Source organism: Pseudomonas sp. Con_6 (genome assembly GCF_059379395.1).
The window spans coordinates 887,294-912,340 of record NZ_CM182011.1; the positions used below are offsets into that span (position 1 = coordinate 887,294).

Genomic DNA, 25,047 nt, shown 5'->3' on the forward strand with positions numbered 1-25,047 from the left:
ACCTGTGAAGGTGCGGGGGCTTTTTGTTGTCTGTTCGGGCCTCATCGCTGGCTCGCCAGCGATGAGGCCCGGGAGAACTCAGCGAGTCTTGAGGCTATCCAGCAGCTTATGGGTCGGATACCCATCCGCCGGCCAGCCCCGCTGTTGCTGGGCATTGCGGATCGCCTTGCGGGTGTTGGCACCGATGATGCCATCGGCGTTGCCGGCATCATGTCCGCTGGCATTGAGCAGGTCCTGCAGCTCTATACGCTCGCTGCGGCTCAGCGGTAGGTCGTCCTTCGGCCAGGCGCCACGGATGTAGCCGCCACCCTCGAAGCGCTCGCTCAGCAGGCTGACCGCCAAGGCGTAGGCCGATGAATTGTTGTACTTGAGGATGGCGCGGAAGTTATCCAGTACCAGGAACGCCGGACCGCGATAGCCTGCAGGCAGCAAAAGGGCCGCCGAGAGCTGCTCGCTACCGGCCGGAGCACGACTGCCGGCTGGCAGTTGCACGCCCAGGCGCAGCCACTCGGCGACGGTCTTGCGCTGCGCGCCGTCGGCGATCCAGTAGTCGAACCCGGCCGGCACGTTGACCTCGAAGCCCCACGGCTGGCCGCGCTGCCAGCCCGAGCTCTGCAGGTAATGGGCGGTCGAGGCGAGTGCGTCGGCGGAACTGTTCCAGATATCGCGGCGGCCATCACCGTCGAAGTCCACGGCATGGGTGTCGTAGGTGGTCGGGATGAACTGGGTCTGGCCCATGGCGCCGGCCCAGGAGCCACGCATTGCTTCCGGGGCGATATCGCCGTTTTGCAGGATCTTCAGCGCGGCCAGCAACTGCGCCTGGGCGAACGCCGGGCGGCGACCTTCATAGGCCAGGGTGGCCAGGGAGCGGATCACCGACTTGTTGCCCTGGAACTGGCCGAAATTGCTTTCCATGCCCCATACCGACACCAGTACGTTGCGTTCGACGCCATAGCGTTGCTCGATGCGCGTCAGCAGCTCCGCGTTCTGCGCGAGCAGGGCCTTGCCGTTTCGTACGCGCACCGGTGACAGCGCGCCATCGAGGTATTCCCAGACCGGGCGGGTGAACTCCGGCTGGCTGCGGTCGGCCTTGATCACATCCATGTCCGGGGTCATGCCGGCGAATACGCGGTCGAAAAGGCTCGGCGAAATACCGGCTTGCAGGGCTTGCTGGCGGAAGCTGGCCTGCCATTCGGCGAAGCTCTGTTGCGGCTGGACTTCGATATCGGCGGTGGGTGTCGGCTGGACGACGGCCGGCGCGGGCTGTACCGGCGCGATGGGCAAGGCATCGGCAGCGGTCGGGTGCTCTGCGCAGGCGACGAGCAGGATGAGACTGGAGGCAGCGGTCAGGTGGCGTAGTTGCCAGCGACGGGTAAGGCGAAAGGACATGCACGAATCCAGGTAATACAGGTCAGGTGACGACCATACCATGCCTGCGACTTTCCTGCTTTCATGCCGCCATAACGGAAGAAGCCTCCCAATCTCTCGACTGGAAGGCTTCGCGGCGGTAGCTGCCTTTGCCCTTGCCTGGGCGTTCCTGGCGACAGCGGAACAGAGGCTGGGCGATGATGGATTTGGCCTTGTTCGGCCGGGATTTTGCCGGTTTCTTGCTCATGGTGGAGGTCCTGCCTGGGTGGATTCGCGCGCACTATAGGACTGGCGAACTTCGACTGCAAGACCGTCCGTCTCACCTTATTCGGCGGGCAGCGCCAGGCGTTGCCCGGCCATCAGCAGCGACAGGCGGGTGAGGCTGGTCCACGGCGAACCCTGGGCCTGGCCCTTGATCTGTGCGTCGATGCGCTGGGCATCATGCAACAGTTGGCCCCAGCGCTGCGCCGAATGGCGTTGCAGGGCCTTGCTCATCAAGGGGCGGCGCTTGTCCCACACCGGGGGCTTGGCCTGACTGAAGGCTTTTTCCAGCGGTACCCCCTGGCTGTATTGCTGGGCCAGGCCGGTCAGTACCCGCAGTTCCCGGGCCAGCGCCCAGAGAATCACCGGTGGCTCGACCCCTTCGCCGCGCAACCCTTCGAGCATGCGCAGGGCGTGCGCAGCCTCGCCGTTGAGCACGGCGTCCACCAGGCCGAAGACGTCGAAGCGCGCGCTGTCGGCGACGGCGGATTGCACCGTTTCCACGGTGATGGTACTGCCGTCAGCGAGCAGCTTGAGCTTTTCGATTTCCTGGGCGGCGGCCAGCAGGTTGCCTTCGACCCGCGCGGCGATCAGTTCTACCGCGTCGCGCTGGGCGGCCAGTCCGGCCTGGGACAGGCGCTGGTTGATCCATTGCGGCAGTTGCTGAGTGTCCACCGGCCAGATCTGGATGAACTGAACCTGCGGGCCTTCGACCAGCGCCTTGCCCCACTTGGTCTTCTGCGCGCTGCCGTCGAGCTTGGGCAGGCTGATCAGCAGCAGGGTATCGTCGGCGGGGCGCGAGCAATACTCGATCAGTGCTGCGGCACCTTTGTCGCCGGGCTTGCCGGACGGCAGGCGCAGCTCAAGCACGCGTTTCTGGGCGAACAGCGAGAGGCTGGCGCCGGCCTGGAGCAGGGTGCCCCAATCGAAGTTGGCGTCGGCGCTGAACACCTGGCGTTCGTCGAAGCCTTGCTGGCGTGCCGCCTGGCGGATGGCATCGGCAGCCTCCTGGCACAGCAGCGGGTCGTCGCCACTGACTACGTAGACCGGGGCGAGGGCGCCTTGCAGGTGCTTGTTGAGTTGGGCAGGGGCAAGTTTCATAAAGAAATCGGGGCGCCGAGGCGCCCCGTTCAGGCTCAGTGGGCCGGGATTTCCAGCGGTGATTGCTGGGGTTGGGCATCCTGGGCGCGTTGTGCCGCTTCCAGGGCTGCCGCTTCCGCCTTGGCGCGTTCGTCAGCCTTGGCCTGAAGCTCGTCCAAGTGTGCTGGCGTCAGTAGCTGCAGACGCAGGACCATTTTCTGTACCAGGTCGCGACGCATTTCCTTGCGCAACTGGGTCGCTTCCTGGCCAGAGCCGGTGATGTTGTTGCCGTCGTGCACGTAGATCTTCTGCACTTCCAGCTTGTCGCTGAGCAGGACGCTGTTGTTCTGACCCTGGATGTCATAGGACAGAACGGTCTGCAGTTCGTACTCCACCGAGCGACCGGAGCCGGAATAGCTGGCGGCCCGTTGGGACTCAGCCTCATTGGTCAGCACCAGCTTGTAGGGTGCGCCGGCGTGCACATTGACGCCGCTGTTCTTCAGGACGTTACGCAGTTGGGTGACCGTCTCGCCGTAGGCGTTGCGCGCACTCAGGTCGAGTTCCTTGATCGCCAATTCGTTGGTGCCGGTACCGCGCAGGTGAAAACCGCAGGCGCTGAGCATTACGGCCAGGCCCATCACCAGCAGATTGCGTTTGATCATCTTGTTGCTCCCTGGAAACCTTGGGGGACTTGTCTGTGCAGGCGCCCCGAAGGGCGCCCGCTCCTGTCAGTTGGCGACGATGTTGACCAGCTTGCCGGGAACCACGATGACCTTGCGGATCGTCAGGCCTTCGGTGAAGCGCAGCACGTTCTCGTTGGTACGGGCGGCAGCCTCGACTTCCTCGCGGCTGGCGCTGGCCGGCATTTCGATCTGGCCGCGCAGCTTGCCGTTGACCTGGATGACCAACTGGAGGCTGTCCTGGACCAGGGCGCTTTCGTCCACCACTGGCCAGTTGGCGTCGATGGCGGCGCCTTCTTGGCCGAGGCTGGTCCACAGCTGGTGGCTGATGTGCGGGGTGATCGGGGCGAGGATCAGGGTCGCGGCTTCGAGGCCTTCCTGGATCAGGGCGCGGTCCAGTTCGGTGGCTTGCGAGGCCTTTTCCAGCACGTTCATCAGGGTCATCACCTGGGCGATGGCGGTGTTGAACTTGTGGTGCTGGCCGACATCGATGCTGGCCTGGCGGATCGCCGAGTGGGTGGCGCGGCGCACGGCTTTCTGTGCGTCGTCCAGCGCGGAGAAGTCAGCCTTGGCCGGCAGGCCCTGGCCGACGTGAGCCTGGGCCAGGCGCCAGACGCGGCGCAGGAAGCGGCTGGCACCCTCGACGCCGGAGTCGGACCATTCCAGGCTCATGTCGGGCGGCGAGGCGAACATCATGAACAGGCGGCAGGTGTCGGCGCCGTAGGCATCGATCATGGCTTGCGGGTCGACGCCGTTGTTCTTCGACTTGGACATCTTCTCGGTGCCGCCGATTTCCACCGGCAGGCCGTCGGTCTTCAGGCGGGCGCCAATGATCTTGGCCTTGGCATCGCGCTCGATCTCGACGTCGGCCGGGTTGAACCAGTCCTTGCCGCCGTTGCTGGCGACGCGGTAGTAGGTCTCGGCGACCACCATGCCTTGGGTCAGCAGGTTCTTGAACGGCTCGTTGGAGCTGACCAGGCCTTCGTCGCGCATCAGCTTGTGGAAGAAGCGTGCATAGAGCAGGTGCAGGATGGCGTGTTCGATACCGCCGATGTACTGGTCCACCGGCAGCCAGTGGTTGGCCGCTTTCGGATCGACCAGGCCACCTTCGTAGTTCGGCGATGCGTAGCGGGCGAAGTACCAGGACGACTCGACGAAGGTGTCCATGGTGTCGGTTTCGCGCTTGGCCGCAGTGCCGCATTTCGGGCAGGTGCACTCGTAGAACTCGGGCATGCGCGCCAGTGGCGAACCGGCGCCGTCCGGCACCACGTTCTCCGGCAGGGTTACCGGCAACTGGTCTTCCGGCACTGGCACGTCGCCGCAGGATGGGCAGTGGATGATCGGGATCGGGCAGCCCCAGTAGCGCTGGCGGCTGATGCCCCAGTCGCGCAGGCGGAACTGGGTGCGCGACTTGCCGAGCTCCTTGCTGATCAGTGCGGCTTCGATGGCGTCGAAGGCGCCGGCGAAGTCCAGGCCGTCGAATTCGCCGGAGTTGATCAGCTGGCCATGCTCGCCGTAGGCGGCCTGCCATTCGCTGCCGACTTCATCGCCGGCGCTGGTGCGGACCACGGCCTTGATCGGCAGCTGGTACTTGGTGGCGAACTCGAAGTCGCGCTCGTCGTGGGCCGGAACGGCCATGACTGCACCGTCGCCGTAGTGCATCAGCACGTAGTTGGCGATCCATACCGGCAGTTGTTCGCCGGTCAGCGGATGACGGACACGCAGGGAAGTGGCGACGCCTTTCTTTTCCTGTGTGGCGATGTCGGCTTCGGCGACGCTGCCGCTCTTGCACTCGTCGATGAACGCCTGCAGCGCCGGGTTGCCCTGGGCGGCGAGGGTGGCCAGCGGGTGCTCGGCGGCGACGGCGACGTAGGTGGCGCCCATCAGCGTGTCGGGACGGGTGGTGAAGACTTTCAGGGCACCGGCTTCGCCAATGCTCGCTTCATCGTAGGGGAACTGTACTTCCATGCCACGGGACTTGCCGATCCAGTTGCGCTGCATGGTCTTGACCTGTTCCGGCCAGCCCGGCAGCTCGTCGAGGCTTTCCAGCAGCTCGTCGGCGTAGTCGGTGATCTTGAAGTAGTACATCGGGATCTCGCGCTTCTCGATCAGCGCGCCCGAACGCCAGCCACGGCCGTCGATGACCTGCTCGTTGGCCAGTACGGTCTGGTCAGCCGGGTCCCAGTTCACAGTGCCGTTCTTGCGGTAGATCACGCCTTTTTCGAACAGGCGGGTGAACAGCCACTGCTCCCAGCGGTAGTAGTCCGGCTTGCAGGTGGTGACTTCGCGGGACCAGTCGATCGCCAGGCCCAGGCTTTTCAGCTGGGCTTTCATGTAGGCGATGTTCTCGTAGGTCCACTTGGCCGGCGCGACGTTGTTCTTCATCGCGGCGTTTTCCGCCGGCATGCCGAAGGCGTCCCAGCCCATCGGCTGCAGGACGTTCTTGCCCTGCATGCGTTGGTAGCGTGCGATCACGTCGCCGATGGTGTAGTTGCGCACGTGGCCCATGTGTAGCTTGCCGCTCGGGTACGGGAACATCGACAGGCAGTAGTAGGTGTCCTTGCCTGGCTGTTCACTGACTTCAAAAGACTTGTGCTCGTCCCAGTAGGACTGGGCGGCGGCTTCGATTTCGCGGGGCTGATAGTGTTCGTGCATGGCTACTTTGCGCTGAGAAATGGGAGACCTTATCCAGGCTGGTCCAGGACCGTTTTCGCCCGGCAATCCGGTGTCAAGAGTGAACGCCGTAGCATACATGACCCCCAATGGTCGTGGGAAACCTTGATTGCATCGTTGGCCCTTGCCCGAGCCCGTTGGTCGCGGCATCCGGCCCGTTTCACGGGTGACGCTAAGCTCAGGTGTGGGGGAGATGAATTTTATCTTCAATGAGGTGAACGGATGGGAGAGTCGCAACAGCAAGCACCGAAACCGGAAACCTACCAACGCCTGATCGACCGCTTGGGACTGGCCCTGGACATGGCCCGCACTGCGGCGCGGTTGCGCGATGAAATGCCCGCTGAACTGGAGCTGCGCGGCCTGAGCCGGGCCGAACTCGAGGTCATCAGGGCCTGGCTGGAGGCCGCTCCGGCACGTGGGCAGAAGGTTTCCGTGGTGGTACCCCCGGAAGAAGCGCCGATCCCTGGCCGGGTTGTCTGGCTGAAGGACAAGGCGCGCTCCGCTGCAGCGCTCAAATCCAGAACGCTGCAGTTCAAATAATCGTTCGGGATATCAACGGCGCAGGATGGAGTGCGCCACGCGGGATTCCTTTACGTCTGAACGGCGCCCGGCACCTGTTGCCAGGCGCCGATTTCTCTTAGGCTTCGGGCACTTTCATGGAGATGTCCGATGCCCCTTCGCTTTTTCATCAAACAATGGTTGATGCCGCCAGGCATCTTTCTCTTGCTGCTGCTCGCGGCGTGGTGGCTGCGCAGGTCCTGGCCGCGCACCGCACGCCTGTATTTCATCGCCGGACTGGGCGGGGTGTGGCTGATGAGCCTGCCGGTGGTGGTGCAGCACCTGGCACAGCGGATCGAGACCGTACCGGCGTTGCGCATGGAGGAATGGGCCGGGTTGGCCGGGCGTGCCGACGCCATCGTCGTCCTTGGTTCCGGACGCGAGCGCGGTGATCCGGCCTGGGGTACGCAGGACCAGCCTACCGGTGTGGCCCTGGAGCGCATGCGCTATGCCGCGCAACTGGCCAAGGCGTCCGGGCTGCCGGTGTTGACCAGTGGTGGCCTGCACTATGGTTCGCCTCCCAGCGAGGCGCGTTTGATGGCGGATTCGATGCAGCGGGATTTCGGTGTGTCGGTGCGCTGGCTGGAGGAGGAGAGCCACACCACCTGGGAAAATGCCGAATTGAGTGCGGCCGTGCTGCTGCCGCAGGGGATCAAGCGGGTGGTCGTCGTCACCCAGGCCTGGCACATGCCGCGTTCGGTCTGGAGTTTCCAGCAGGCGGGGTTTGAAGTGGTGCCGGCGCCCGTGGGCTTCATGGGCATCGATCACGGCCGCCCGTTCGGCGGCTGGCTGCCGGATGCCAAGGCCATGTGGCAGAACGGGCAGTTGTTCAATGAAGCGATTGGACTGATTGGCTATCGGGTTTTCTATTGAGGCAAGACAGTCAGCCTTCTTGTGCATTCAAGGGCCAATCGCTGGCAAGCCAGCGATGAGGCCATCAGCCAAAGCGCAGATCAGACGGTCTTGGCGATCCGGCTGGTTACCAGTGCCCAGCCCAGCAGCACGATGCAGAGAATCGTCAGCGGCCACGAACGCCATTGCAGGTACGGCGTGAGCTGCTGCATCGGCACGACCTCGCCATACAGGATCGCCCGCTCGAACTGCGGGATCTGCGCGGTGATGCGACCGAACGGATCGATCAGCCCGGTCACGCCATTGTTGGTCGCGCGGATCATCCAGCGGCCGGCTTCCAGGGCACGCATCTGCGCCATCTGCAGGTGTTGCAGCGGGCCGATGGACTTGCCGAACCAGGTGTCGTTGCTGATGGTCAGGAGGATGTCGCTGCGCGCCGCGAGGCTGGCCGCCAGTTCCGGGTAGACCACTTCGTAGCAGATGAATGGCGCCAACTGGTAACCCTTGGCCTGGAGCAGCGCCTGGTCGGCGGGGCCCCGGGCGAAGTCGGACATCGGCAGATCGAAGAACTCGATCAGGCCGCGCAGCAGGTCCTGCAGCGGCACGTATTCGCCGAACGGCACCAGCTTTTGCTTGAGGTAAGTGCCATCCCCTTCGCCGATGGCTGTGATGCCGTTGAAGTAGCGGCGCTGGCCGTGTTCGAGCTGGCGCACCGGTACCCCGGTGATCAGCGCGGCATGGCGGTCTGCGGCGAAGCCGCTCATCATGTCCAGGTATCCCTGCACCGTGTCTTTGAACACCGGCACTGCGGTTTCCGGCCAGACGATGAGGTCCACCGGTTTGCTGGTGAAACTCATGTCGCGATACAGCTCCAGCTGCTTGCGCAGTTCGCTGGGTTCCCACTTCAGGCTCTGTTCAATGTTGCCCTGGATCGCTGCGACCCGCAGCGGATCGCCGGACGGCACGGTCCAGGCATGCCCCTTGAGTGCCAGGCCAACGGCCCAAGGGCCGACCAACAGGACGATGCCCGCCGCCAGGAACGACTTGCGCTGGCGCAGGCGGTGCAGGTTGCACAGCAGCGCGGCGCTCAGGGCCAGTATGAAGGAAATCAGCCACATGCCGCCCAGTGGCGCCAGCCCTGCCAGGGGGCCGTCGAGCTGGCTGTAGCCTGCGTAGAGCCAGGGGAAGCCGGTGAGGAACCAGCCGCGGAAGGCTTCCTGTGCCAGCCACAGCGCAGCGAAACCGAGGGCGTCGGCCAGCGGGGCTTCGTTACGGCGCAGCCAGCGTGCCCAAACCCAGGCGGGCAAGGCGAAGAACCAGGCGATGGCAGCGAAGAACGCCAGCATCAATCCACCCGCGAGCAATGCCGATGCGCCGCCGTAGGTGTGGATGCTGACGTAGATCCACCAGGTACCGGCGGCGAACAGTCCGAAGCCGTAGCACCAGCCGCGGCCCAGGGCCTGGCGGGGGCTCAGCTCGCGCAGGCCGAGGTAGAACAGGCCCAGCGCCACCAGGGCCAGCGGCCAGATGTCGAACGGGGCCAGGGTCAGGGTGGTCAGGGCGCCGGCCGCCACGGCCAGCAGGTTACCGGGCCAGCCGGGGCGGGAAATCCAGCGCATGGTTGTCCTTAACGGGTGACTGGGGTCAGGCGCAGCAAGTGTATCCGGCGGCTGTCGGCGTTGAGGATACGGAAGCGATAAGGCCCGATTTCGGTGGTTTCATTACGTTTGGGCAGGTGGCCGAACGCGCTCATGACCAGGCCGCCGACGGTGTCGAACTCATCGTCGGAGAACTCGCTGTCGAAGAACTCGTTGAAGTTCTCGATCGGCGTCAGCGCCTTGATCAGGAAGTCACCGCTTGGAAGCGGCTTGATGTAGCTGTCTTCCTCGACATCGTGCTCGTCTTCGATATCGCCGACGATCTGCTCCAGCACGTCCTCGATGGTCACCAGGCCAGCCACGCCGCCGTATTCGTCGATGACGATGGCCATGTGGTTGTGGTTGGCGCGGAACTCGCGCAGCAGCACGTTGAGGCGCTTGGACTCGGGCACGAAGGTCGCCGGACGCAGCAGGTCCTTGATGTTGAAGCTCTCGCCGTTCTCCTTGAGGATCAGCGGCAGGAGGTCCTTGGCCAGCAGGACGCCGAGGACATCGTCGTGGCTTTCACCCACCACCGGGTAGCGCGAGTGCGCGGCTTCGATGATCGCCGGGAGGAACTCCCGTGGCGACTGCGACGCCTTGATGCTGATCATCTGCGAACGCGGGACCATGATGTCGCGAACCTGCAGGTCCGCGACCTGGATGGCACCTTCGACGATGGTCAGGGCTTCGCTGTCGAGCAGCTTGTTCTGGTGCGCTTCTCGCAGCAGCTCGAGGAGCTCCTGGCGGTTTTTCGGCTCATGGGCAAAAGCCTGGGTCAGCTTGCCCAGCCAGGACTTTTGCCCGTTGCTCGATCGATCTTCGCTCATGGCGGTTACTCGTGATCCTTGCAGATATCAGTGTGAGGGGTGTCGTCTTCGTCGTCGGCGTAAGGGTCCGGATGACCCAGTTCGGCAAGCAACGTTCGTTCCAGTGCTTCCATTTCCTCGGCCTCATCGTCGTCGATGTGGTCGTAGCCCAGCAGGTGCAGGCAACCGTGGATGACCAGGTGCGCCCAGTGAGCCTCGAGGGATTTGCCTTGCTCGGCGGCTTCGCGCTCGACCACCGCGACGCAGATGACCAGGTCACCCAGCAGCGGGATGTCGAGCATGTCGTCGGGCACGTCGGCGGGGAAGGACAACACGTTGGTGGCGTAGTCCTTGTGCCGGTAGGTGTGGTTGAGCTCGCGGCCTTCGGCTTCGTCGACCAGGCGAATGGTCATCTCCGAGTCGGCGCTGCGCTGGCGCAGGGCGAGCTCGCACCAGCGGCGGAACAGGGCTTCATCGGGCGCGGCGGCTTCGGTCGCGACTTGCAGGTCCAGTTCAAGCATCGCGTCGGGCGCCCTCGGCCTTGGCCTGCTCGCCATCGAAGCGCTCGTAGGCTTCGACGATGCGTTGCACCAGCGGATGGCGCACCACGTCCTTGGGCTGGAAATGGGTGAAGCTGATGCCCGGCACGTCCTTGAGCACCTGGATGACATGGGCCAGGCCCGACTTGGTGCCTTTGGGCAGGTCGACCTGGGTGATGTCGCCGGTGATCACGGCGGTGGAGCCGAAACCGATGCGGGTGAGGAACATCTTCATCTGCTCGACGGTGGTGTTCTGGCTTTCGTCGAGGATGATGAAGCTGTTGTTCAGGGTGCGGCCGCGCATGTAGGCCAGCGGCGCGATCTCGATCACCTGGCGCTCGATCAGCTTGGCCACGTGTTCGAAGCCGAGCATCTCGTAGAGTGCGTCGTAGAGCGGGCGCAGGTACGGGTCGATCTTCTGTGCAAGGTCGCCGGGCAGGAAGCCGAGCTTTTCGCCCGCCTCGACCGCCGGGCGTACCAGCAGGATGCGCCGTACCTGTTCGCGCTCCAGCGCGTCCACCGCGCAGGCCACGGCCAGGTAGGTCTTGCCGGTACCGGCGGGGCCGATGCCGAAGTTGATGTCGTTGCCGAGGATTTCCTTGACGTAGCGCTGCTGGTTGAGGCCGCGCGGACGAATGGCGCCCTTGCGCGTGCGCAGCGAAACGCTGACTTCGTTGTGTGCCGGGTTTTCCAGCGCTTCGACCGAGGACTCCTGGAGGTACAGGTGGACCGTTTCCGGCGACAGCTCGGTGGCCTTGGTCTCGCGGTAGAGACGGCGCAGGAGTTGTTCGGCGGTGGAGGTGACCCGCGGCTCGCCGATCAGCTCGAACTGGTTGCCGCGATTGCGGATCTCGATGGCCAGGCGTTGTTCGATCAGGCGCAGGTGCTCGTCGAACTGTCCGCACAGGTTGGCGAAGCGGTGAGCCTCGAAGGGCTCGAGAATGAAACGATGGGGTTCGATGGGTGCGTTCAAGGTTGTTTTAAGCCGCCCTTGGGCAAGAAATATGAGGTCAAGGATAACGCCGACTGCACAGCCGCGAAAGCGCTGAAACGATCAATGGATTATCGCAGCGCAAGTTGACGAAACGGTTATGTCGCCGCGGCCGGGATCCCTGGCCCTTGTGGTATGATTCGTGCCCTTTATTTGCCAGCCATCCGTTCCTGACGACCATGTCCAAGCGCGAAGCCCCCATCTACAAAGTGATCTTCCTCAATCAGGGCCAGGTGTTCGAGATGTACGCCAAGCAGATCTACCAGAGCGACCTCTGGGGTTTCCTGGAGATCGAGGAGTTCGTCTTCGGCGAACGCACCCAGGTGGTGGTCGATCCGAGCGAGGAGAAGCTCAAGGCGCAGTTCGAGGGGGTGACCCGCAGCTTCGTGCCAATGCACTCGATCGTGCGCATCGATGAAGTGGAGCGGCTCGGCACACCGAAGATCAGCGAGGCCAAGGGAACTGGCAATGTCATGCCGTTCCCCATGCCGATGCCGGACAGATAAGAGGCGTCAGGGCAATGGCGCGAAGGGCGTGCGACCGTCGACGGTCTGCAGCTCCAGCAGGTACTTGCGGAAGATCTGCCCCAGCACCTGGGTGGCGGTTTCCAGCTCATCGCGCTGCATCTGCCCCGACACCTGGTCGGCCAGGTCCAGTGCATCCTCGGCGCCGTTGACCGCCGCCATCTTCAGCACGATGTAGGCCTGGATGTTGTTCGCCGGCACGCCTTCACCGCGATAGAACATGGTGCCGAGCTTGAACTGCGCGTCGGCGTGGCCCTGCAGCGAGGCCTGTTCAAAGAAGTTCAGCGCCTGGTTGAGGTCGCGCGGGGTGTTCTTGCCCTCATAGTAGAAGTCGCCCAGTTCGTACTGGGCTTGGGCGTCACCGGATTGCGCGGCTTGCTTGCAGCGGTTCACGGCGTCGGCGAGCTCTTCGGGAGACGTGTTGAGGGTGCAGCGGCCCGTGGTGGGGATCAGCAACGAGTTACCGCCGCTCGCCGCAATGGCCAGCAGGGGCTGAAGTAGCAACAGGCAGCCCAGGGCGAGGGCGCGGCCGGCGCGGTTCATGGTGATCGACTTACCTCTGCAAAGCTGCGGCCAATGTGTGTCTGGTGGCACATTATGGGTTAAGCAGCGCCAACCTTACAAAGTCTTTACCAGAATTTCTGCCAATCAGGCGCAATTGTTGCGCCAGCTTGAGGTGGATTCTTACAAGAAAGGGGCGGAAGACTTACAAGTCTTCCGCCCCTTTCCTTTTGGGCCCGCTTTGCGGTCCCAAAGATTACTTCAGCTTGGCAAACGCCCGCTCTGCCGCATCCAGGGTGATCTTCAGCTCGGTCTCGCCATGGGCGATCGAGGTGAAGCCGGCTTCGAAGGCGCTCGGCGCCAGGTACACGCCGCCTTCCAGCATCAGGTGGAAGAAGCGCTTGAAACGCTCGACATCGCTGCCCATCACGTCTTCGAAGGTGACGATGTCATCGGCGCCGGTGAAGTACAGGCCGAACATGCCGCCCGCCTGGGTGGTGACGAACGGTACGCCCGCCGCATCGGCGCGCTGTTGCAGGCCGTCCAGCAGGCGGGTGGTGAAGGCGCTCAACTCGTCGTGGAAGCCAGGGCGGCTGATCAGCTTCAGGGTGGTCAGGCCGGCGGCCATGGCCAGCGGGTTACCCGACAGGGTGCCGGCCTGGTACACCGGCCCCAGTGGCGCGATCTGCTCCATGACCTGGCGCTTGCCGCCGAAACAGCCCACCGGCATGCCGCCGCCGACGATCTTGCCGAAGGTCGACAGGTCCGGGGTCACGCCGTAGTGGGCCTGGGCACCGCCGAGGGCGACGCGGAAACCGGTCATCACTTCGTCGAAGATCAGCACCACGCCGTGCTGGTCGCACAGGCTGCGCAGGCCTTCGAGGAAGCCCGGTGCCGGCGGCACGCAGTTCATGTTGCCGGCGACCGGTTCGACGATGATGCAGGCCACTTGCTGGCCGACGTCGGCGAGGGTCTTGGCGACGGCGTCGATGTCGTTGAATGGCAGGGTCAGGGTGTGTTTGGCGAAGTCTGCAGGCACGCCGGCGGAGCTCGGCACGCCCTGGGTCAGCAGGCCGGAGCCGGCTTTCACCAGCAGGCTGTCGGAGTGACCGTGGTAGCAGCCTTCGAACTTGATGATGCTGTCGCGACCGGTGTAGCCACGGGCCAGGCGGATGGCGCTCATGGTCGCCTCGGTGCCGGAGCTGACCATGCGCACCATCTCCATCGACGGCACCAGCGAGCAGACCAGGTCGGCCATCTCGGTTTCCATGGCGGTCGGCGCGCCGTAGGACAGGCCGTGGACCAGTTGCTTGCGCACCGATTCCAGCACGTCCGGATGGCCGTGGCCGAGGATCATCGGGCCCCAGGAGCCGACGTAGTCGACGTAGCGCTTGTCGTCTTCATCGGTGACGTAGGCGCCTTCGGCATGCTTGAAGAACAGCGGCGTGCCGCCCACGCTGCGGAAGGCGCGGACCGGCGAGTTGACGCCGCCTGGAATGTGTTTCTGGGCGCTGGCGAACAGGCTTTCGGAACGGGACATTAAGGTCTCTCTCTCGAATCAGGAATTAGGGAACAGGGCGTTGAAGGCGCGCGCGCGACGGGTGACTTCCTGGGCGCTATCGGCGCCGAACAGGCCGTGGATCACCGCCAGCAGGTCGGCACCGTGCTCGACCAGCGGCGGGGCGTTGTCCAGGGTCACGCCGCCGATCACCGTGATCGGCAGCTTGACCCGGGCCTTGGCCTCGCCCAGCAGGGCCAGGTCGGCCGCTGGCGCGCCGGGCTTGGTCACCGAGTTGAAGAAGCGCCCGAAGGCGACATAGCTGGCGCCTTCGGCGGCGGCCTGCTCGGCCAGGTCGAGCCGGGCGTGGCAGGTGGAGCCGATGATTGCGTCCTTGCCGAGCAAGGTGCGCGCCGGGGTCAGCGGGCCGTCGGTCTGCCCCAGGTGCACGCCGACGCCGAGGCGCGCGGCCAGTTCGGCGTCGTCGTTGATGATCAGGCGGGTCTTGTAGCGCTCGCACAGGTGCAGCAGGGCTTCGGCCTCACGCAGTCGTTGCGCCTGGTTGTCGCTCTTGTCGCGGTATTGCAGCAGGGTCACGCCGCCATCCAGGGCCGCTTCGACATAAGGAAGAAACCGCCCGGCCAGCAACTGGCTGTCGGTGATGGCATACAAACCGCGGAGCTTCATCACAGGCGCCTCACAGCGTTCATCATTGATTGTCAGGAACAGAAATCCAGGGGCAGGCGGCGGGGCACGTACTGGCCCTTGCCCAGTTGTTCGGCGTCGCGCAGGGTCCGCCAGGTGTAGTCCAGGGCCGAGCGCACGGCGCTTTGCAGTTGCTCGCCCAGGGCCAGGCGACCGGCCAGGGCGCTGGCCAGGGTGCAGCCGGAGCCGTGATAGCTGCCCGGCAGGCGCTGGCAGGTCCAGGTGTGGCGCTGGCCGTCGCGGCTGTACAGGCGGTTGTGGATCTCGGTTTCGTCGCCGTGGCCGCCGGTGATCAGCAGGTGCTCGACGAAGGGCAGCAGCTTCTCCGCGCATTCGTCGGCGCTGCCGTCCGGCAGTTCGGCGAGGATGCGCGCTTCCGGCAGGTTCGGCGTGGCGATGGTGGCCAGCGGCAGCAGGCGCTCGCGCATGGCGTAGCCGACTTCGTCCTTGCCCAGGCGGCCGCCACCACCGGCGCGCAGCACTGGGTCGCAGACCAGCGGCAGGTGCGGATGGGCGCTGATCAGCTCGACGACGGTGTCGACCATTTCCAGCGAGCCGAGCATGCCCAGCTTGACGGCGGCGACCTGCGAGTCGGCGAGGACGATGTTGGCCTGGGCCAGCACCCACTCGCGGTCGAGCACGCGGAAATCTTGCACATTGACGGTATCCTGCACGGTCAGGGCGGTCACGGCCGGAGCGGCGTGACAGCCTTGGGCGATCAGGGCTTCGATATCTGCCTGCAGGCCGGCGCCGCCACTGGGGTCGTGGCCGGAGAGACAGAGGACAACGGGGCGGGAGCTGTAGGTATTCATAGGTGCGCGAGCTTACCACCAAACGCCGGGGGCGGGACGGCCGTCGTTGCGGAGCTTTCTGATCGATTGGTCAGGTCATTTCGCTGGATTCGCTGAAATGACCGTGGTAGAGCCGCTGCTGTCGATTTTTGCCTGGCTGCCGCTCGGGCGAAACGGCTATGCTAGCGCGCTTTGAAAATGACATCAGGCACCGGCGGATCCCGTCGCCTCAAGGGACTGGAGGTAACGCGACGCGACCGCTGGGCCACGCTGGGGCTGTATGCGCTATCTGCTGATCGTTCTGCTGGGCTGGCTGCCCTTGCTGGCCGGGGCCGTCGACATCGACGACTCGACCCGAAACCTGTCCCTGGGCCGCGTCATGCAGGTGTTCGAGGACCCGGATGGCAGTGCCTCCATCGCGCAGGTCAGCGCGCCGTCCTTTGCCCGTCAATTCAAGCCGCACCACGCTGAGGTGCTCAACGCCGGCTACTCGTCCTCGGTGTTCTGGCTCAAGGTCGACCTTCACTACCTCGCCATGCCCGAGGCCGCGCCGCGCATCTGGTTGCTGGAACTGGCCTATCCACCGCTGGACCATCTCGAACTCTACCTGGCGGACGCCAATGGTCAGTATCGCTTGGTGCAGCGCACCGGCGATGCCTTGCCCTACGCCAGCCGGCAGATCGAGCAGGGCAACTACCTGTTCGAGTTGCCAATGCGTCCGGACCAGTCCCTGACTGCCTACCTGCGTCTGCAAAGCGAAGGTTCCATCCAGGCACCGCTCAGCCTGTGGTCGACCCAGGCCTACATCGAGGCGCAGCCGGCGAAGATCTACGTACTCGGGCTGATTTACGGCGTGCTCTTGGGCATGCTGGTCTACAACCTGTTCATCTACCTCAGCGTGCGCGACACCAGTTACCTCTGGTACATCCTCTATATCGCCTCGTTCGGTCTCTACCAGTTGTCGGTCAACGGCGCCGCGGTCGCCTATTTCTGGCCGTCCAGCCCGTGGTGGGCGAACGCCGCCACGCCGTTGTTCATCGGCGCGGCGGGGCTGTGCGGCTGTCAGTTCGCTCGCCGCTTCCTGCAGATGGCCCGCCATAGCCGGGCGTTCGATCGGGTCCTGCAAGGCCTGGTGACCTGTTCGGCGCTGGTGATGGTCATGGCGCTGGCGTCTGGCTATGGCCTGGCCTTGCGCCTGGCCACTCTGCTGGCTCTGGCTTTCACCCTGTGCATCTTCGCCGCCGGGCTGTTCGCCTGGTGGCGAGGTTTGCGCGTGGCACGCTATTTCATCATCGCCTGGTCGGCCTTCCTGCTGGGCGGGCTGGTCAACACCCTGATGGTCCTGGGCCATCTGCCGAACATCTTCCTGACCATGTACGCCAGCCAGATTGGCGCGGCTGTGGAGGTGTGCCTGTTGTCCCTGGCCCTTGCCGACCGGATCAACGCCATGCGCGAGGAGCGCGCCCGGGTGTTACGCGACACCGGCAACAAGCTGAAATCGCTCAACCAGCAACTGGCCCACAGCAACCACCTCAAGGACCAGTTCCTCGCCACCGTCACCCACGAGCTGCGCACGCCGATGAATGGGGTGATCGGCTCCCTGGAATTGATGCAGACCCTGCCCATGGGCGCGGAACTCGGTCTGTATCAGCACACTGCCAGTATCGCGGCGCAGGACATGATGCGCATGGTCGACGACATCCTTATCCTCAGCGAACTCCAGGCCGGGCGCCTGCAAGCCCAGAACGACGCCTTCAGCCTGCGCGGACTGGTCCAGGAGTTGCGCACGCGCTTCATCTCGCCAGCCATGGACAAGGACCTGTTGCTGCATCTGGATGTTGCCGACGACCTGCCGGACCGCCTGCTTGGCGACCGGCGCAAGTTGGCGCTGTGCCTGGGCTATTTGCTGGACAACGGCATCAAGTTCACCCACCGCGGAGGCGTCAGCCTGCAGGTGCGGGGCCACGCCAGTCAGCAGGTGCTGGCGCTGACCTGCACGGTGCGCGACAGCGGCATAGGCTTCGTCAACCTCGATGACGCCCTGCTGTACCAGCGCTTCTTCCAGGTCGACGGCTCCATGAGCCGTGAATACGGCGGCCTGGGAATCGGTCTGGCGATCTGCCGCAAGCTCGCCGAACTGCTCGGCGCGCATCTGCGCCACAGCTCGGTACCGGGGCAGGGCAGCAGCTTTGAGCTGAGCGTGGCGCTGGCCGTCGCGGTGCCGCTGGACAGGGGACAAATCGCACCGGGTTAGGCGTTTTTGTCACTTTGTGTCAGGGGGTGGGCGTGATTCACTGGATTTTTCAGACACGTCCTATCGATCAGGAGCCTCGGATGAACCTGCATCAGTACGCTGAAACCCACGAAGTGACCAACCAGCCGCCGCCCCTCGACGGTGCCAACCTCTACCGCCTCGACCTGCCGCTGCAGGAGTGGGGGCGCAGGTTCGGGGCCGGTTGGGCCGAGGCGCGGATCGATGCGTACGGGGCCCTGGCCGGCGGACCGCTGATGGAGGCCGGTTTCCTCGCCAACCAGAACAAGCCGCAGTTCGCCAGCCATGACCGCTTCGGTCACCGCATCGACCTGGTGGAGTTCCACCCGGCGTATCACCAGCTGATGCGCACGGCCATCGAGCACGGCCTGCCGTCCCTGCCGTGGCGCGAGCCGCAGGACGGCGCCCATGTCGCCCGCGCCAGCCTGACCTACCTGCACAGCCAGGCCGAAGCCGGCAGCGGCTGTCCGTTGACCATGACCTTCGCCGCCGTGCCGGCCCTGAAGCTGCAGCCGGAGTTGGCCGAGTACTGGCTGCCCAAGGTCCTCGCCACCGAATACGACCCGCGCAATGTCGGCGATCGGCACAAGGCCGGCGTGACCATCGGCATGGCCATGACCGAGAAGCAAGGCGGCACCGATGTCCGCGCCAACACCACCCGCGCTTACCCGGTGGGCGCGCCGGGCCCGGGCCAGGCCTATGAACTGGTGGGCCACAAGTGGTTCTGCTCGGCGCCGATGTGCGATGCCTTCCTCACCCTGGCGCAGACCGACAAGGGCCTGAGCTGCTTCCTCCTGCCGCGCCATCGCCCGGACGACCAGCGCAACCAGTTCTACATCCAGCGCCTGAAGAACAAGCTGGGCAACTGGTCCAACGCCTCCAGCGAAGTGGAATTCCGTGGTGCCCTGGCCTGGATGATCGGCGAGGAAGGCCGTGGCGTGCCGACCATCATCGAGATGGTGGCCATGACCCGCTTCGACTGCATGGTCGGTTCCAGCGCCCTGATGCGCCAGGCCCTGACCCAGGCCGCGCACCACTGCGCCCATCGCTCGGTAGGCGGCCGGGTCCTGGCCGAGCAGCCGCTGATGCAGAACGTGCTCGCCGACCTCGCCCTGGAAAGCGAAGCGGCGCTGGCCCTGAGCCTGCGCATGGGCCAGGCCCTCGATCACCTCGACGATCCGCAGCAGGCGCACTTCTCGCGGCTGGTCACGGCGGTGGGCAAGTACTGGATCTGCAAGCGGGCCCCCGCCATGATCAACGAGGCGGCCGAATGCATGGGCGGCGCCGGCTACGTCGAGGACAGCATCCTCCCGCGCCTGTATCGCGAGGCGCCGGTGAACTCCACCTGGGAAGGTTCCGGCAACGTGCAGTGCCTGGATGTGCTGCGTGCCCTGTCCAAGGAGCCGGGGGTATTGGAAAGCCTGTTCATCGAACTGGGTGACGGCCATGGTGATCGCCGCCTGGCTGCCCATATCGCCGGTCTCAAGGCCGCCTTCGCCGACACTGGCGATATCCAGTACCGAGCCCGCCAACTGACCGAGGACATTGCCATCGGCCTGCAAGCCAAGCTTTTGCTGGAGGCAGGCAACGCTACGGTCAGCGATGCCTTCATCGGCAGTCGCCTGGGCCAGGGCGGCCGGGTCTATGGCACCTTGCCACGGGGCATCGATGTTGCCGCGCTGGTACAGCGGGCGACGCCGGTCTGGCCGTTGTGAACGTACGTGCCTTTGCAATCGGATGTAGGCAAGATGGAAACCTGCATGTCAGACAGGAAGTAACCAGTGACCCGTTTCGATGAAGCTTTCGTTGTCGTGGAAACCGCCGAGCAGGCCGTCGATCGCCTCGCGGCCCTGCATGAAACCGCTACTGCGGCCCTGAGCCAGGCGCTCAAGCGCTACCTCAAGGACCGTACCGAGCCGGATGCCGAAGAGCGCTCGCTGTTCCGCTATCCCGAGCTGCGCCTGACCTACCACTGCCATGGCGAAGTGCCCGCGACCACCCGGGCCTACGCCAAGGTGCAGTTACCGGGCACCTACAGCGTCACCGTGACCCACCCGGCGGCCTTCCGCGGCTACCTGCTGGATCAGTTGCGGCCGCTGATGAGCGACTTCACCGTGCGTGTCGAAGTCGGCGTCAGCGACCAGAACATCCCTTATCCCTACGTGGTCGAGCAGGGCGATGAACTGGCCGGCTCCGGCATCACCGCCGCGGCGCTGGCGCGGGTGTTTCCGAGTACCGACCTGTCCGCCGCCACCGACGGTATCGCCGACGGCCTGTACGACTGGGGCAAGGCCGACACCCTGCCGCTGGCGCTGTTCGACGCCGCGCGGGTGGACTTCTCGCTGCGCCGCCTGGTGCACTACACCGGCAGCGACTGGCGCCATGTGCAACCGTGGATTCTGCTGACCAACTACCACCGCTATGTCGACCAGTTCATCACCCACGGCCTTGAGCGCCTGCGCGAAGATCCGCGTTTCGTGCGCATGGTCCTCCCGGGCAATGTGATCATCGAGAAATCGATGGATAACGGCGAGGCCCAGGCGCTGGTGGCCGGGGTGGTGTGGCACCGCTACCAGATGCCGGCCTACCACCTGATTGCCGCTGATGGCGACGGCATCACCCTGGTCAACATCGGTGTCGGTCCGTCCAACGCCAAGAACATCACCGACCACCTGGCGGTGCTGCGTCCGCACTGCTGGCTGATGATCGGCCACTGCGGCGGCCTGCGGCAGTCGCAGACCATCGGTGACTACGTGCTGGCCCACGCCTACATGCGCCGCGACGGCATCCTCGATCGCGTGGTGCCGCCGAACATCCCGATCCCGGCCCTGGCCGAGGTGCAGCTGGCCCTGCAGGAAGCGGCGGCGCAGGTCACCGGCGAGCGTGGCGACGAACTGAAAAAACGCCTGCGCACCGGCACCGTGCTGACCTACGACGACCGCAACTGGGAACTGCGCTGGGCCGAGGAACGGCCGCTGATCAACCTGTCGCGGGCCGTTGCCGTGGACATGGAAAGCGGCACCATCGCCGCCCAGGGCTATCGTCTGCGGGTGCCGTACGGCACGCTGCTGTGCGTGTCCGACAAGCCGCTGCACAGCGAGATCAAGTTGCCGGGGGCGGCCAACGCCTTCTACAACCGCGCGGTCAGCCAGCACCTGAAGATCGGCATCGCCGCCCTCGACCTGCTGCGCACCGAACTCAACTCGCTGCACTCGCGTAAACTGCGCAGTTTTGACGAGCCGCCGTTCCGCTGAGGTTTCATGCCGTTACCCCCACGCTCCACGCCGCGCCGCCCCGCGGCAAAGCCCGCCGGTCCGCGACGCCAAGCCAAGGCGCCGCCGGCCGAGCCGCGCTTGCTTCTATTCAACAAGCCTTTCGACGTCCTGACCCAGTTCAGCGACGGCGAGGGGCGGGCGACCCTCAAGGATTTCATCGCCGTGCCCGGGGTCTATCCCGCCGGGCGCCTCGACCGTGACAGCGAAGGCCTGCTGCTGCTGACCAACGACGGCCAGTTGCAGGCGCGCATCGCCGATCCCAAGCACAAGCTGCCGAAGACCTATTGGGTGCAGGTGGAGGGCGAGCCGAGCGCGGAGCAGATCCAGCGCTTGCGCGATGGTGTCGAGCTGAACGACGGTCCGACCCTGCCGGCCCAGGCCCGGCAACTGGACGAGCCCGAGCTGTGGCCGCGCAACCCGCCGGTGCGTTTTCGCAAGAGCGTGCCCACCAGCTGGCTGGAACTGATCATCAAGGAAGGGCGCAACCGCCAGGTGCGACGAATGACCGCGGCGGTGGGATTGCCGACCCTGCGTCTGGTACGGGTCAGGATCGGCGACTGGACACTGGACGGGCTCGAACCCGGCCAGTGGAAGGAAGTGCCAGCGAAGCGCTGAGACCTACTTGTTCATCTCGATATAGGTGATCACCACGCTCTTCACGATGAAGGCGAAGATCCCCAGGCCGAGCACGAAGAACAGGATGAAGGTGCCGAATTTACCGGCCTTGGACTTCTTCGCCAGGTCGTAGACGATAAAGCCCATGAAGGCAATCAGGATGGAGACCAGGATGGTCATCATCCACTCTTCGAACAGCACAGGATCCATCGTTACTCTCCGGCGGCGTGAGGCGCCGGATTATACGCCTATCGCAGGTGAGTCAGGGGCAGCTCGGTACTGGCCAGGACTTGATTCAGGACAAAACTCGAGCGAACGCTGGTGACACCCTCGATGCGGGTGAGGTGGCCGAGCAGCAGTTTCTGGTAATGGTCCATGTCCGGCACTACCACCTTGAGCTGGTAGTCGGCGTCCATCCCGGTGACCAGGCTGCACTCCAGCACCTGCGGCAGGCTGCGGATCGCCGCCTCGAAGGTCTCGAAGCGTTCGGGGGTGTGGCGGTCCATGCCGATCAGCACGTAGGCGGTCAGGCTCAGGCCGAGTTTCTTGCGGTCGAGCAGTGCTACCTGGCGGGAGATGAAGCCGTCGTCTTCCAGTTGCTTGACCCGCCGCGAGCACGGCGATGGCGACAACCCGATGCGCTCGGCCAGTTCCTGGTTGGAGATGCGCGCGTCGCGCTGCAATTCGGCGAGGATGCTCAGGTCATAGCGGTCCAGCTTGCTCATGGATCAGGCCTTTTCTGTATGAATTGCTGACAATTATTAATATTTGGAGAAAAATTGCGCAAGTGGTGTTTTTCTCCGCAATCTTCGCAATCCTCTGCCGGCGCGGTTTTCCTATCATTATTTCCAGAATCACTGCCCGGACACATGTCCACGGCGACCGACCCAAGCAGGACGGTCGCGGCCAGCAATCCCACAGGGTTGTGCTCGGCCCCCGGGCTACACACGGTCCACAAGACAGGTGTGAGGTGAGCCGGCGTCACAAGCGTCGAGCCAGGACAAGTTTCGCGAAAGGCGGCCCTCAGGGGCCGCCTTTTTTTCTGTCCGAGATTTCACCTGCCGACGTCAATTCCGCCTGCTAGAGTGGTCGCAAGATCACTCTTGGGTAGACAGAGGAACAGCATGAAATCGCGTATCTGGCCATTGGCAGCCGTCGGCCTGCTGTGTCTGAGCCTGAACGTCCATGCCGAAGGCGAGTATGACCATCGCGGCGAGCATCAGGGCCAGGGTCGGGGTGAAAACGAGCAACGGCCTTCCGGTTCGCCCCTGCAGTCCAAGCCCGGTGAGGTCTGGCAGACCCAGCAACCGCGGCAAGGCTATTACCAGGACATCCCCCGGCGCAACGACGGCAACCAGCACTGGCAGAACGGCCCGCGCGGCGAGCAGCCGAACTGGGCAGGGCGCCCGAGCGGTCATGGCAATGGCTGGGGACCGGGGCCGCAGTACCGGCCAGGGCATGCCATCGACCGTTTCCCTGATCGCTACTGGAAAGTACCGTATCGCGGACAGGACTATTTCTACTCTGGTGGCTACTGGTATCGCCCGCATGGCTCTGGCTATGTGGTCGTGACCCCGCCTTACGGCGTGCGGGTAACCTACCTGCCGGACTACGCGCGGGAAATGTGGATCGGTGGGGCGCTGTTCTTCCTGGTGGCGGACACCTATTACCAGTATCTGCAGGACAGCCGTGAATACGTGGTGGTCAACCCGCCGCAGGTGCAGCAGCCGGTGCCTGCGCAGGGCGGTTACGACGTGATCGCCTACCCGATGCAGGGGCAGTCGCCGCAGCAGGTCGAGCAGGATCGCTACCAGTGTCATCGCTGGGCGGTGGATCAGAGCGGCTTCGACCCGTCCTACGCCAACCAGGCGCCACCGGCGCAGGTGGCGGATACCTATCGGCGGGCAATGGGGGCCTGTATGGCGGGGCGGGGGTATAGCGTCAACTGAGGTCTTTTGCTGACTGTGAGGGCCTTCATCGCTGGCTTGCCCGCGATGAGGCCCGAGAGATCAACCGCTAGACCGGGTCGGCATGCACCAGCACCTCGGCCCGCGGATACACCTTGCTGATCGCCGCCGCTGCTTCATCGCACAACCCGTGCGCCCGGGTCAGCGGCAGGTCCCCCGGCAACTCCAGATGCACCTGCACGAACCAGCGACTCCCCGACACCCGCGTGCGCAAATCATGCGCCCCCACCACCCCCGGCACTGCGCAGACCAATGCCAGCATGCGCTCGCTGACATCTGCCGGCAGTTCTTCATCCATCAAGGTGGCGAAACTTTCCCGGGCGATGGTCAGCGCACTCCAGAAGATATAAAGCGCGATCCCCAGGCCGAAGAACGCATCCAGTTGCGGGAAGCCGAACGTCGCCAATAGCAGCGCCACCAGGATGCTGCCGTTGAGCAACAGGTCGGAACGGTAATGCAGTGAGTCGGCGCGCACCGCTGTGGAGCCGGTGATGCGGATCACCCGGCCCTGCACCATCAGCAGCGCCACGGTCAGTACCAGCGACAACACCATCACCGCCACCCCTACGCTGGCATTGCCCAGCGGCTGCGGATCCCGCAACCGCTCGAACGCCTGGAACGCGATCAGCACCGCACTGACCCCGATGAACAACGCCTGCGCCATCCCCGCCAGCGCCTCGGCCTTGCCGTGTCCGTAGCGGTGATCTTCATCCGCCGGCCGCAACGCATAACGCACTGCCAGCAGGTTGAGCAGTGACGCCGCGCCGTCCAGCAGCGAGTCGGTGAGGCCGGCCAGCAGGCTTACCGAACCGCTCAACCACCAGGCGATCGCCTTGCTGACGATGAGGATGCAGGCCACCGTCAGCGAGGCACTGGTGGCGAGGCGTAGCAGGCGAGCATGTTCGCTGGCGGTAGTGGTCATGGTGCTTCCTTGCAAGGAGGGATCAAGCTGCCGGTACCAGGCCGTACATCGCCAGTTGCTCGACGCTGCCGCTGTGCTGGATCAGACGCGGGTCGTTCAGCGGCAGACGCTGGCCCAGCTCGCTTTCGAGGATGGCCTGCAGGCGGGTGTTGTCCACCTTGCCGTCGGCGCCGATGGCCTGCTTCAGGGTTTGCGGCGCGACCTGCGCGGTGGTGCCGCCTGGCAGGTAGATGGCGCCAGTGGCGAAGTCGACGCCGAAGGCGATCAGGCCGGGGATGACGTAGAAGAGGATGCCGATGGCGTCGAGGGCGACGATCACCGGGTCGACCTTGCCTTCGATCTGGCCGCGGCGGTCGGGGTAGAACAGGGTGCCGCAGGCCGTGAGCTGGGTCAGCAGGGTTGCGACCAGGATGCCGCCAGTGACACGGGAAGTAATACGCATTGAAAGTCTCCGCAAGAAAGCCGCAACGATACCGGCAAAAGGCCGGCTTCAGTGGATAAGACCATGATAGGGCAGGCTGGGTTCGCC

25 protein-coding genes are annotated in these 25,047 nt (G+C 64.7%); 8 read left to right on the forward strand and 17 right to left on the reverse strand.

The annotated features are described in order from the left end of the window. Positions 1 to 78: 78 nt before the first annotated feature. The 5 genes from AC5QPF_RS04100 to leuS form a co-directional block, all read right to left on the reverse strand. Positions 79 to 1,389: a lytic murein transglycosylase gene (locus AC5QPF_RS04100; protein WP_494962118.1), complete on the reverse strand. Its 1,311-nt coding sequence runs from the start codon at positions 1,387 to 1,389 to the stop codon at positions 79 to 81. A 61-nt stretch (positions 1,390 to 1,450) separates the two neighbouring features. Further along, a complete protein-coding gene (gene arfA / locus AC5QPF_RS04105) occupies positions 1,451 to 1,615 on the reverse strand; it encodes an alternative ribosome rescue factor ArfA (protein WP_330073162.1) in 165 nt (54 codons plus the stop codon). 77 nt (positions 1,616 to 1,692) lie between these two features. Next, a complete protein-coding gene (gene holA, locus AC5QPF_RS04110; protein ID WP_494962119.1) occupies positions 1,693 to 2,730 on the reverse strand; it encodes a DNA polymerase III subunit delta in 1,038 nt (345 codons plus the stop codon). 35 nt (positions 2,731 to 2,765) lie between these two features. Then, positions 2,766 to 3,371, reverse strand: a complete 606-nt coding sequence (locus tag AC5QPF_RS04115; protein ID WP_494962120.1) for an LPS assembly lipoprotein LptE — start codon at positions 3,369 to 3,371, stop codon at positions 2,766 to 2,768. Positions 3,372 to 3,437: 66 nt separating this feature from the next. Then, a complete protein-coding gene (gene leuS / locus AC5QPF_RS04120) occupies positions 3,438 to 6,044 on the reverse strand; it encodes a leucine--tRNA ligase (RefSeq protein WP_494962121.1) in 2,607 nt (868 codons plus the stop codon). A 240-nt stretch (positions 6,045 to 6,284) separates the two neighbouring features. Between leuS and AC5QPF_RS04125 the strand changes: the two genes are divergently transcribed. Together AC5QPF_RS04125 and AC5QPF_RS04130 are read left to right on the forward strand one after the other, a co-directional pair. Continuing rightward, a complete protein-coding gene (locus tag AC5QPF_RS04125; protein WP_494962122.1) occupies positions 6,285 to 6,602 on the forward strand; it encodes a hypothetical protein in 318 nt (105 codons plus the stop codon). Between the two features lie 129 nt (positions 6,603 to 6,731). Further along, entirely contained in the window at positions 6,732 to 7,493 is a 762-nt protein-coding gene (locus AC5QPF_RS04130) for an ElyC/SanA/YdcF family protein (protein ID WP_494962123.1), read from the forward strand. Between the two features lie 80 nt (positions 7,494 to 7,573). Here AC5QPF_RS04130 and lnt read toward each other — a convergent pair whose 3' ends face one another. Genes lnt through AC5QPF_RS04150 form a run of 4 tightly spaced genes read right to left on the reverse strand, consistent with a single transcriptional unit; the run spans position 7,574 to position 11,430 of the window. Further along, positions 7,574 to 9,091 (reverse strand): apolipoprotein N-acyltransferase, encoded by a 1,518-nt coding sequence (lnt, locus tag AC5QPF_RS04135; RefSeq protein WP_494962124.1) that lies wholly within the window; start codon positions 9,089 to 9,091, stop codon positions 7,574 to 7,576. Between the two features lie 8 nt (positions 9,092 to 9,099). After that, positions 9,100 to 9,939: a transporter associated domain-containing protein gene (locus AC5QPF_RS04140; protein WP_494962125.1), complete on the reverse strand. Its 840-nt coding sequence runs from the start codon at positions 9,937 to 9,939 to the stop codon at positions 9,100 to 9,102. Positions 9,940 to 9,944: 5 nt separating this feature from the next. Further along, complete coding sequence (ybeY, locus tag AC5QPF_RS04145) at positions 9,945 to 10,439, reverse strand: rRNA maturation RNase YbeY (protein WP_494962126.1); 495 nt, start codon at positions 10,437 to 10,439, stop codon at positions 9,945 to 9,947. Continuing rightward, positions 10,432 to 11,430 carry a PhoH family protein gene (locus AC5QPF_RS04150; RefSeq protein ID WP_494962127.1) on the reverse strand — a complete coding sequence of 333 codons (999 nt, stop codon included), beginning with the start codon at positions 11,428 to 11,430 and terminating at the stop codon, positions 10,432 to 10,434. Before AC5QPF_RS04150 ends, ybeY begins: the two co-directional genes overlap by 8 nt. A gap of 197 nt (positions 11,431 to 11,627) precedes the next feature. Here AC5QPF_RS04150 and AC5QPF_RS04155 point away from each other — a divergent pair, with 197 nt between their 5' ends. After that, positions 11,628 to 11,954 carry a DUF1820 family protein gene (locus tag AC5QPF_RS04155; RefSeq protein ID WP_494962128.1) on the forward strand — a complete coding sequence of 109 codons (327 nt, stop codon included), beginning with the start codon at positions 11,628 to 11,630 and terminating at the stop codon, positions 11,952 to 11,954. Positions 11,955 to 11,960: 6 nt separating this feature from the next. Here AC5QPF_RS04155 and AC5QPF_RS04160 read toward each other — a convergent pair whose 3' ends face one another. From AC5QPF_RS04160 to AC5QPF_RS04175, 4 genes are all read right to left on the reverse strand, one after another. Then, positions 11,961 to 12,515, reverse strand: a complete 555-nt coding sequence (locus tag AC5QPF_RS04160; protein WP_494962129.1) for a tetratricopeptide repeat protein — start codon at positions 12,513 to 12,515, stop codon at positions 11,961 to 11,963. 214 nt (positions 12,516 to 12,729) lie between these two features. Then, on the reverse strand, positions 12,730 to 14,013 hold the full coding sequence (gene hemL / locus AC5QPF_RS04165; RefSeq protein WP_494962130.1) for a glutamate-1-semialdehyde 2,1-aminomutase: 1,284 nt from the start codon (positions 14,011 to 14,013) through the stop codon (positions 12,730 to 12,732). 18 nt (positions 14,014 to 14,031) lie between these two features. Continuing rightward, on the reverse strand, positions 14,032 to 14,658 hold the full coding sequence (gene thiE, locus AC5QPF_RS04170) for a thiamine phosphate synthase (RefSeq protein WP_494962131.1): 627 nt from the start codon (positions 14,656 to 14,658) through the stop codon (positions 14,032 to 14,034). A 32-nt stretch (positions 14,659 to 14,690) separates the two neighbouring features. Then, positions 14,691 to 15,488: a bifunctional hydroxymethylpyrimidine kinase/phosphomethylpyrimidine kinase gene (locus AC5QPF_RS04175; protein WP_494962132.1), complete on the reverse strand. Its 798-nt coding sequence runs from the start codon at positions 15,486 to 15,488 to the stop codon at positions 14,691 to 14,693. A gap of 259 nt (positions 15,489 to 15,747) precedes the next feature. On the opposite strand from AC5QPF_RS04175, the gene AC5QPF_RS04180 reads away from it, so the two are divergent. The 4 genes from AC5QPF_RS04180 (at position 15,748) to AC5QPF_RS04195 (ending at position 21,629) form a co-directional block, all read left to right on the forward strand. Continuing rightward, on the forward strand, positions 15,748 to 17,721 hold the full coding sequence (locus tag AC5QPF_RS04180; protein WP_494962133.1) for a 7TM diverse intracellular signaling domain-containing protein: 1,974 nt from the start codon (positions 15,748 to 15,750) through the stop codon (positions 17,719 to 17,721). Positions 17,722 to 17,801: 80 nt separating this feature from the next. Further along, positions 17,802 to 19,454: an acyl-CoA dehydrogenase family protein gene (locus AC5QPF_RS04185; RefSeq protein WP_494962134.1), complete on the forward strand. Its 1,653-nt coding sequence runs from the start codon at positions 17,802 to 17,804 to the stop codon at positions 19,452 to 19,454. A 66-nt stretch (positions 19,455 to 19,520) separates the two neighbouring features. Beyond that, entirely contained in the window at positions 19,521 to 20,993 is a 1,473-nt protein-coding gene (gene amn / locus AC5QPF_RS04190; protein WP_494962135.1) for an AMP nucleosidase, read from the forward strand. Positions 20,994 to 20,999: 6 nt separating this feature from the next. Then, a complete protein-coding gene (locus AC5QPF_RS04195; protein WP_458975100.1) occupies positions 21,000 to 21,629 on the forward strand; it encodes a pseudouridine synthase in 630 nt (209 codons plus the stop codon). A 3-nt stretch (positions 21,630 to 21,632) separates the two neighbouring features. Here the strand turns inward: AC5QPF_RS04195 and AC5QPF_RS04200 are convergent, their stop codons facing one another. After that, positions 21,633 to 21,839, reverse strand: coding sequence for a DUF2788 domain-containing protein (locus AC5QPF_RS04200; protein ID WP_042123774.1), 207 nt, complete (start codon positions 21,837 to 21,839; stop codon positions 21,633 to 21,635). A 38-nt stretch (positions 21,840 to 21,877) separates the two neighbouring features. Next, positions 21,878 to 22,354 carry an Lrp/AsnC family transcriptional regulator gene (locus AC5QPF_RS04205; RefSeq protein ID WP_330073144.1) on the reverse strand — a complete coding sequence of 159 codons (477 nt, stop codon included), beginning with the start codon at positions 22,352 to 22,354 and terminating at the stop codon, positions 21,878 to 21,880. A 399-nt stretch (positions 22,355 to 22,753) separates the two neighbouring features. On the opposite strand from AC5QPF_RS04205, the gene AC5QPF_RS04210 reads away from it, so the two are divergent. Further along, positions 22,754 to 23,578, forward strand: coding sequence for a DUF6515 family protein (locus AC5QPF_RS04210; RefSeq protein ID WP_494962136.1), 825 nt, complete (start codon positions 22,754 to 22,756; stop codon positions 23,576 to 23,578). Between the two features lie 67 nt (positions 23,579 to 23,645). On the opposite strand, the gene AC5QPF_RS04215 is transcribed toward AC5QPF_RS04210, so the two are convergent. Both AC5QPF_RS04215 and pmcY read right to left on the reverse strand, forming a co-directional pair. Next, the gene (locus AC5QPF_RS04215; RefSeq protein ID WP_494962137.1) at positions 23,646 to 24,518 is read right to left on the reverse strand and encodes a cation diffusion facilitator family transporter; all 873 of its coding nucleotides are present in this window, start codon (positions 24,516 to 24,518) and stop codon (positions 23,646 to 23,648) included. A 22-nt stretch (positions 24,519 to 24,540) separates the two neighbouring features. Then, positions 24,541 to 24,960: a periplasmic Zn2+ metallochaperone PmcY gene (gene pmcY, locus AC5QPF_RS04220; protein ID WP_494962138.1), complete on the reverse strand. Its 420-nt coding sequence runs from the start codon at positions 24,958 to 24,960 to the stop codon at positions 24,541 to 24,543. Positions 24,961 to 25,047 lie beyond the last annotated feature (87 nt).

Bases quoted from the DNA above. Each gene is read 5' to 3' on its own strand.
- hemL (WP_494962130.1), bottom strand. From the start codon at position 14,013: ATGTCCCGTTCCGAAAGCCTGTTCGCCAGCGCCCAGAAACACATTCCA.
- lnt (WP_494962124.1), bottom strand. From the start codon at position 9,091: ATGCGCTGGATTTCCCGCCCCGGCTGGCCCGGTAACCTGCTGGCCGTG.
- AC5QPF_RS04185 (WP_494962134.1), top strand. From the start codon at position 17,802: ATGAACCTGCATCAGTACGCTGAAACCCACGAAGTGACCAACCAGCCG.
- AC5QPF_RS04155 (WP_494962128.1), top strand. From the start codon at position 11,628: ATGTCCAAGCGCGAAGCCCCCATCTACAAAGTGATCTTCCTCAATCAG.
- leuS (WP_494962121.1), bottom strand. From the start codon at position 6,044: ATGCACGAACACTATCAGCCCCGCGAAATCGAAGCCGCCGCCCAGTCC.
- AC5QPF_RS04160 (WP_494962129.1), bottom strand. From the start codon at position 12,515: ATGAACCGCGCCGGCCGCGCCCTCGCCCTGGGCTGCCTGTTGCTACTT.
- thiE (WP_494962131.1), bottom strand. From the start codon at position 14,658: ATGAAGCTCCGCGGTTTGTATGCCATCACCGACAGCCAGTTGCTGGCC.
- AC5QPF_RS04180 (WP_494962133.1), top strand. From the start codon at position 15,748: ATGCGCTATCTGCTGATCGTTCTGCTGGGCTGGCTGCCCTTGCTGGCC.
- pmcY (WP_494962138.1), bottom strand. From the start codon at position 24,960: ATGCGTATTACTTCCCGTGTCACTGGCGGCATCCTGGTCGCAACCCTG.
- AC5QPF_RS04195 (WP_458975100.1), top strand. From the start codon at position 21,000: ATGCCGTTACCCCCACGCTCCACGCCGCGCCGCCCCGCGGCAAAGCCC.
- AC5QPF_RS04125 (WP_494962122.1), top strand. From the start codon at position 6,285: ATGGGAGAGTCGCAACAGCAAGCACCGAAACCGGAAACCTACCAACGC.
- AC5QPF_RS04130 (WP_494962123.1), top strand. From the start codon at position 6,732: ATGCCCCTTCGCTTTTTCATCAAACAATGGTTGATGCCGCCAGGCATC.
- AC5QPF_RS04200 (WP_042123774.1), bottom strand. From the start codon at position 21,839: ATGGATCCTGTGCTGTTCGAAGAGTGGATGATGACCATCCTGGTCTCC.
- AC5QPF_RS04115 (WP_494962120.1), bottom strand. From the start codon at position 3,371: ATGATCAAACGCAATCTGCTGGTGATGGGCCTGGCCGTAATGCTCAGC.
- arfA (WP_330073162.1), bottom strand. From the start codon at position 1,615: ATGAGCAAGAAACCGGCAAAATCCCGGCCGAACAAGGCCAAATCCATC.
- AC5QPF_RS04205 (WP_330073144.1), bottom strand. From the start codon at position 22,354: ATGAGCAAGCTGGACCGCTATGACCTGAGCATCCTCGCCGAATTGCAG.
- AC5QPF_RS04100 (WP_494962118.1), bottom strand. From the start codon at position 1,389: ATGTCCTTTCGCCTTACCCGTCGCTGGCAACTACGCCACCTGACCGCT.
- ybeY (WP_494962126.1), bottom strand. From the start codon at position 10,439: ATGCTTGAACTGGACCTGCAAGTCGCGACCGAAGCCGCCGCGCCCGAT.
- AC5QPF_RS04175 (WP_494962132.1), bottom strand. From the start codon at position 15,488: ATGAATACCTACAGCTCCCGCCCCGTTGTCCTCTGTCTCTCCGGCCAC.
- AC5QPF_RS04215 (WP_494962137.1), bottom strand. From the start codon at position 24,518: ATGACCACTACCGCCAGCGAACATGCTCGCCTGCTACGCCTCGCCACC.
- holA (WP_494962119.1), bottom strand. From the start codon at position 2,730: ATGAAACTTGCCCCTGCCCAACTCAACAAGCACCTGCAAGGCGCCCTC.
- AC5QPF_RS04140 (WP_494962125.1), bottom strand. From the start codon at position 9,939: ATGAGCGAAGATCGATCGAGCAACGGGCAAAAGTCCTGGCTGGGCAAG.
- AC5QPF_RS04210 (WP_494962136.1), top strand. From the start codon at position 22,754: ATGAAATCGCGTATCTGGCCATTGGCAGCCGTCGGCCTGCTGTGTCTG.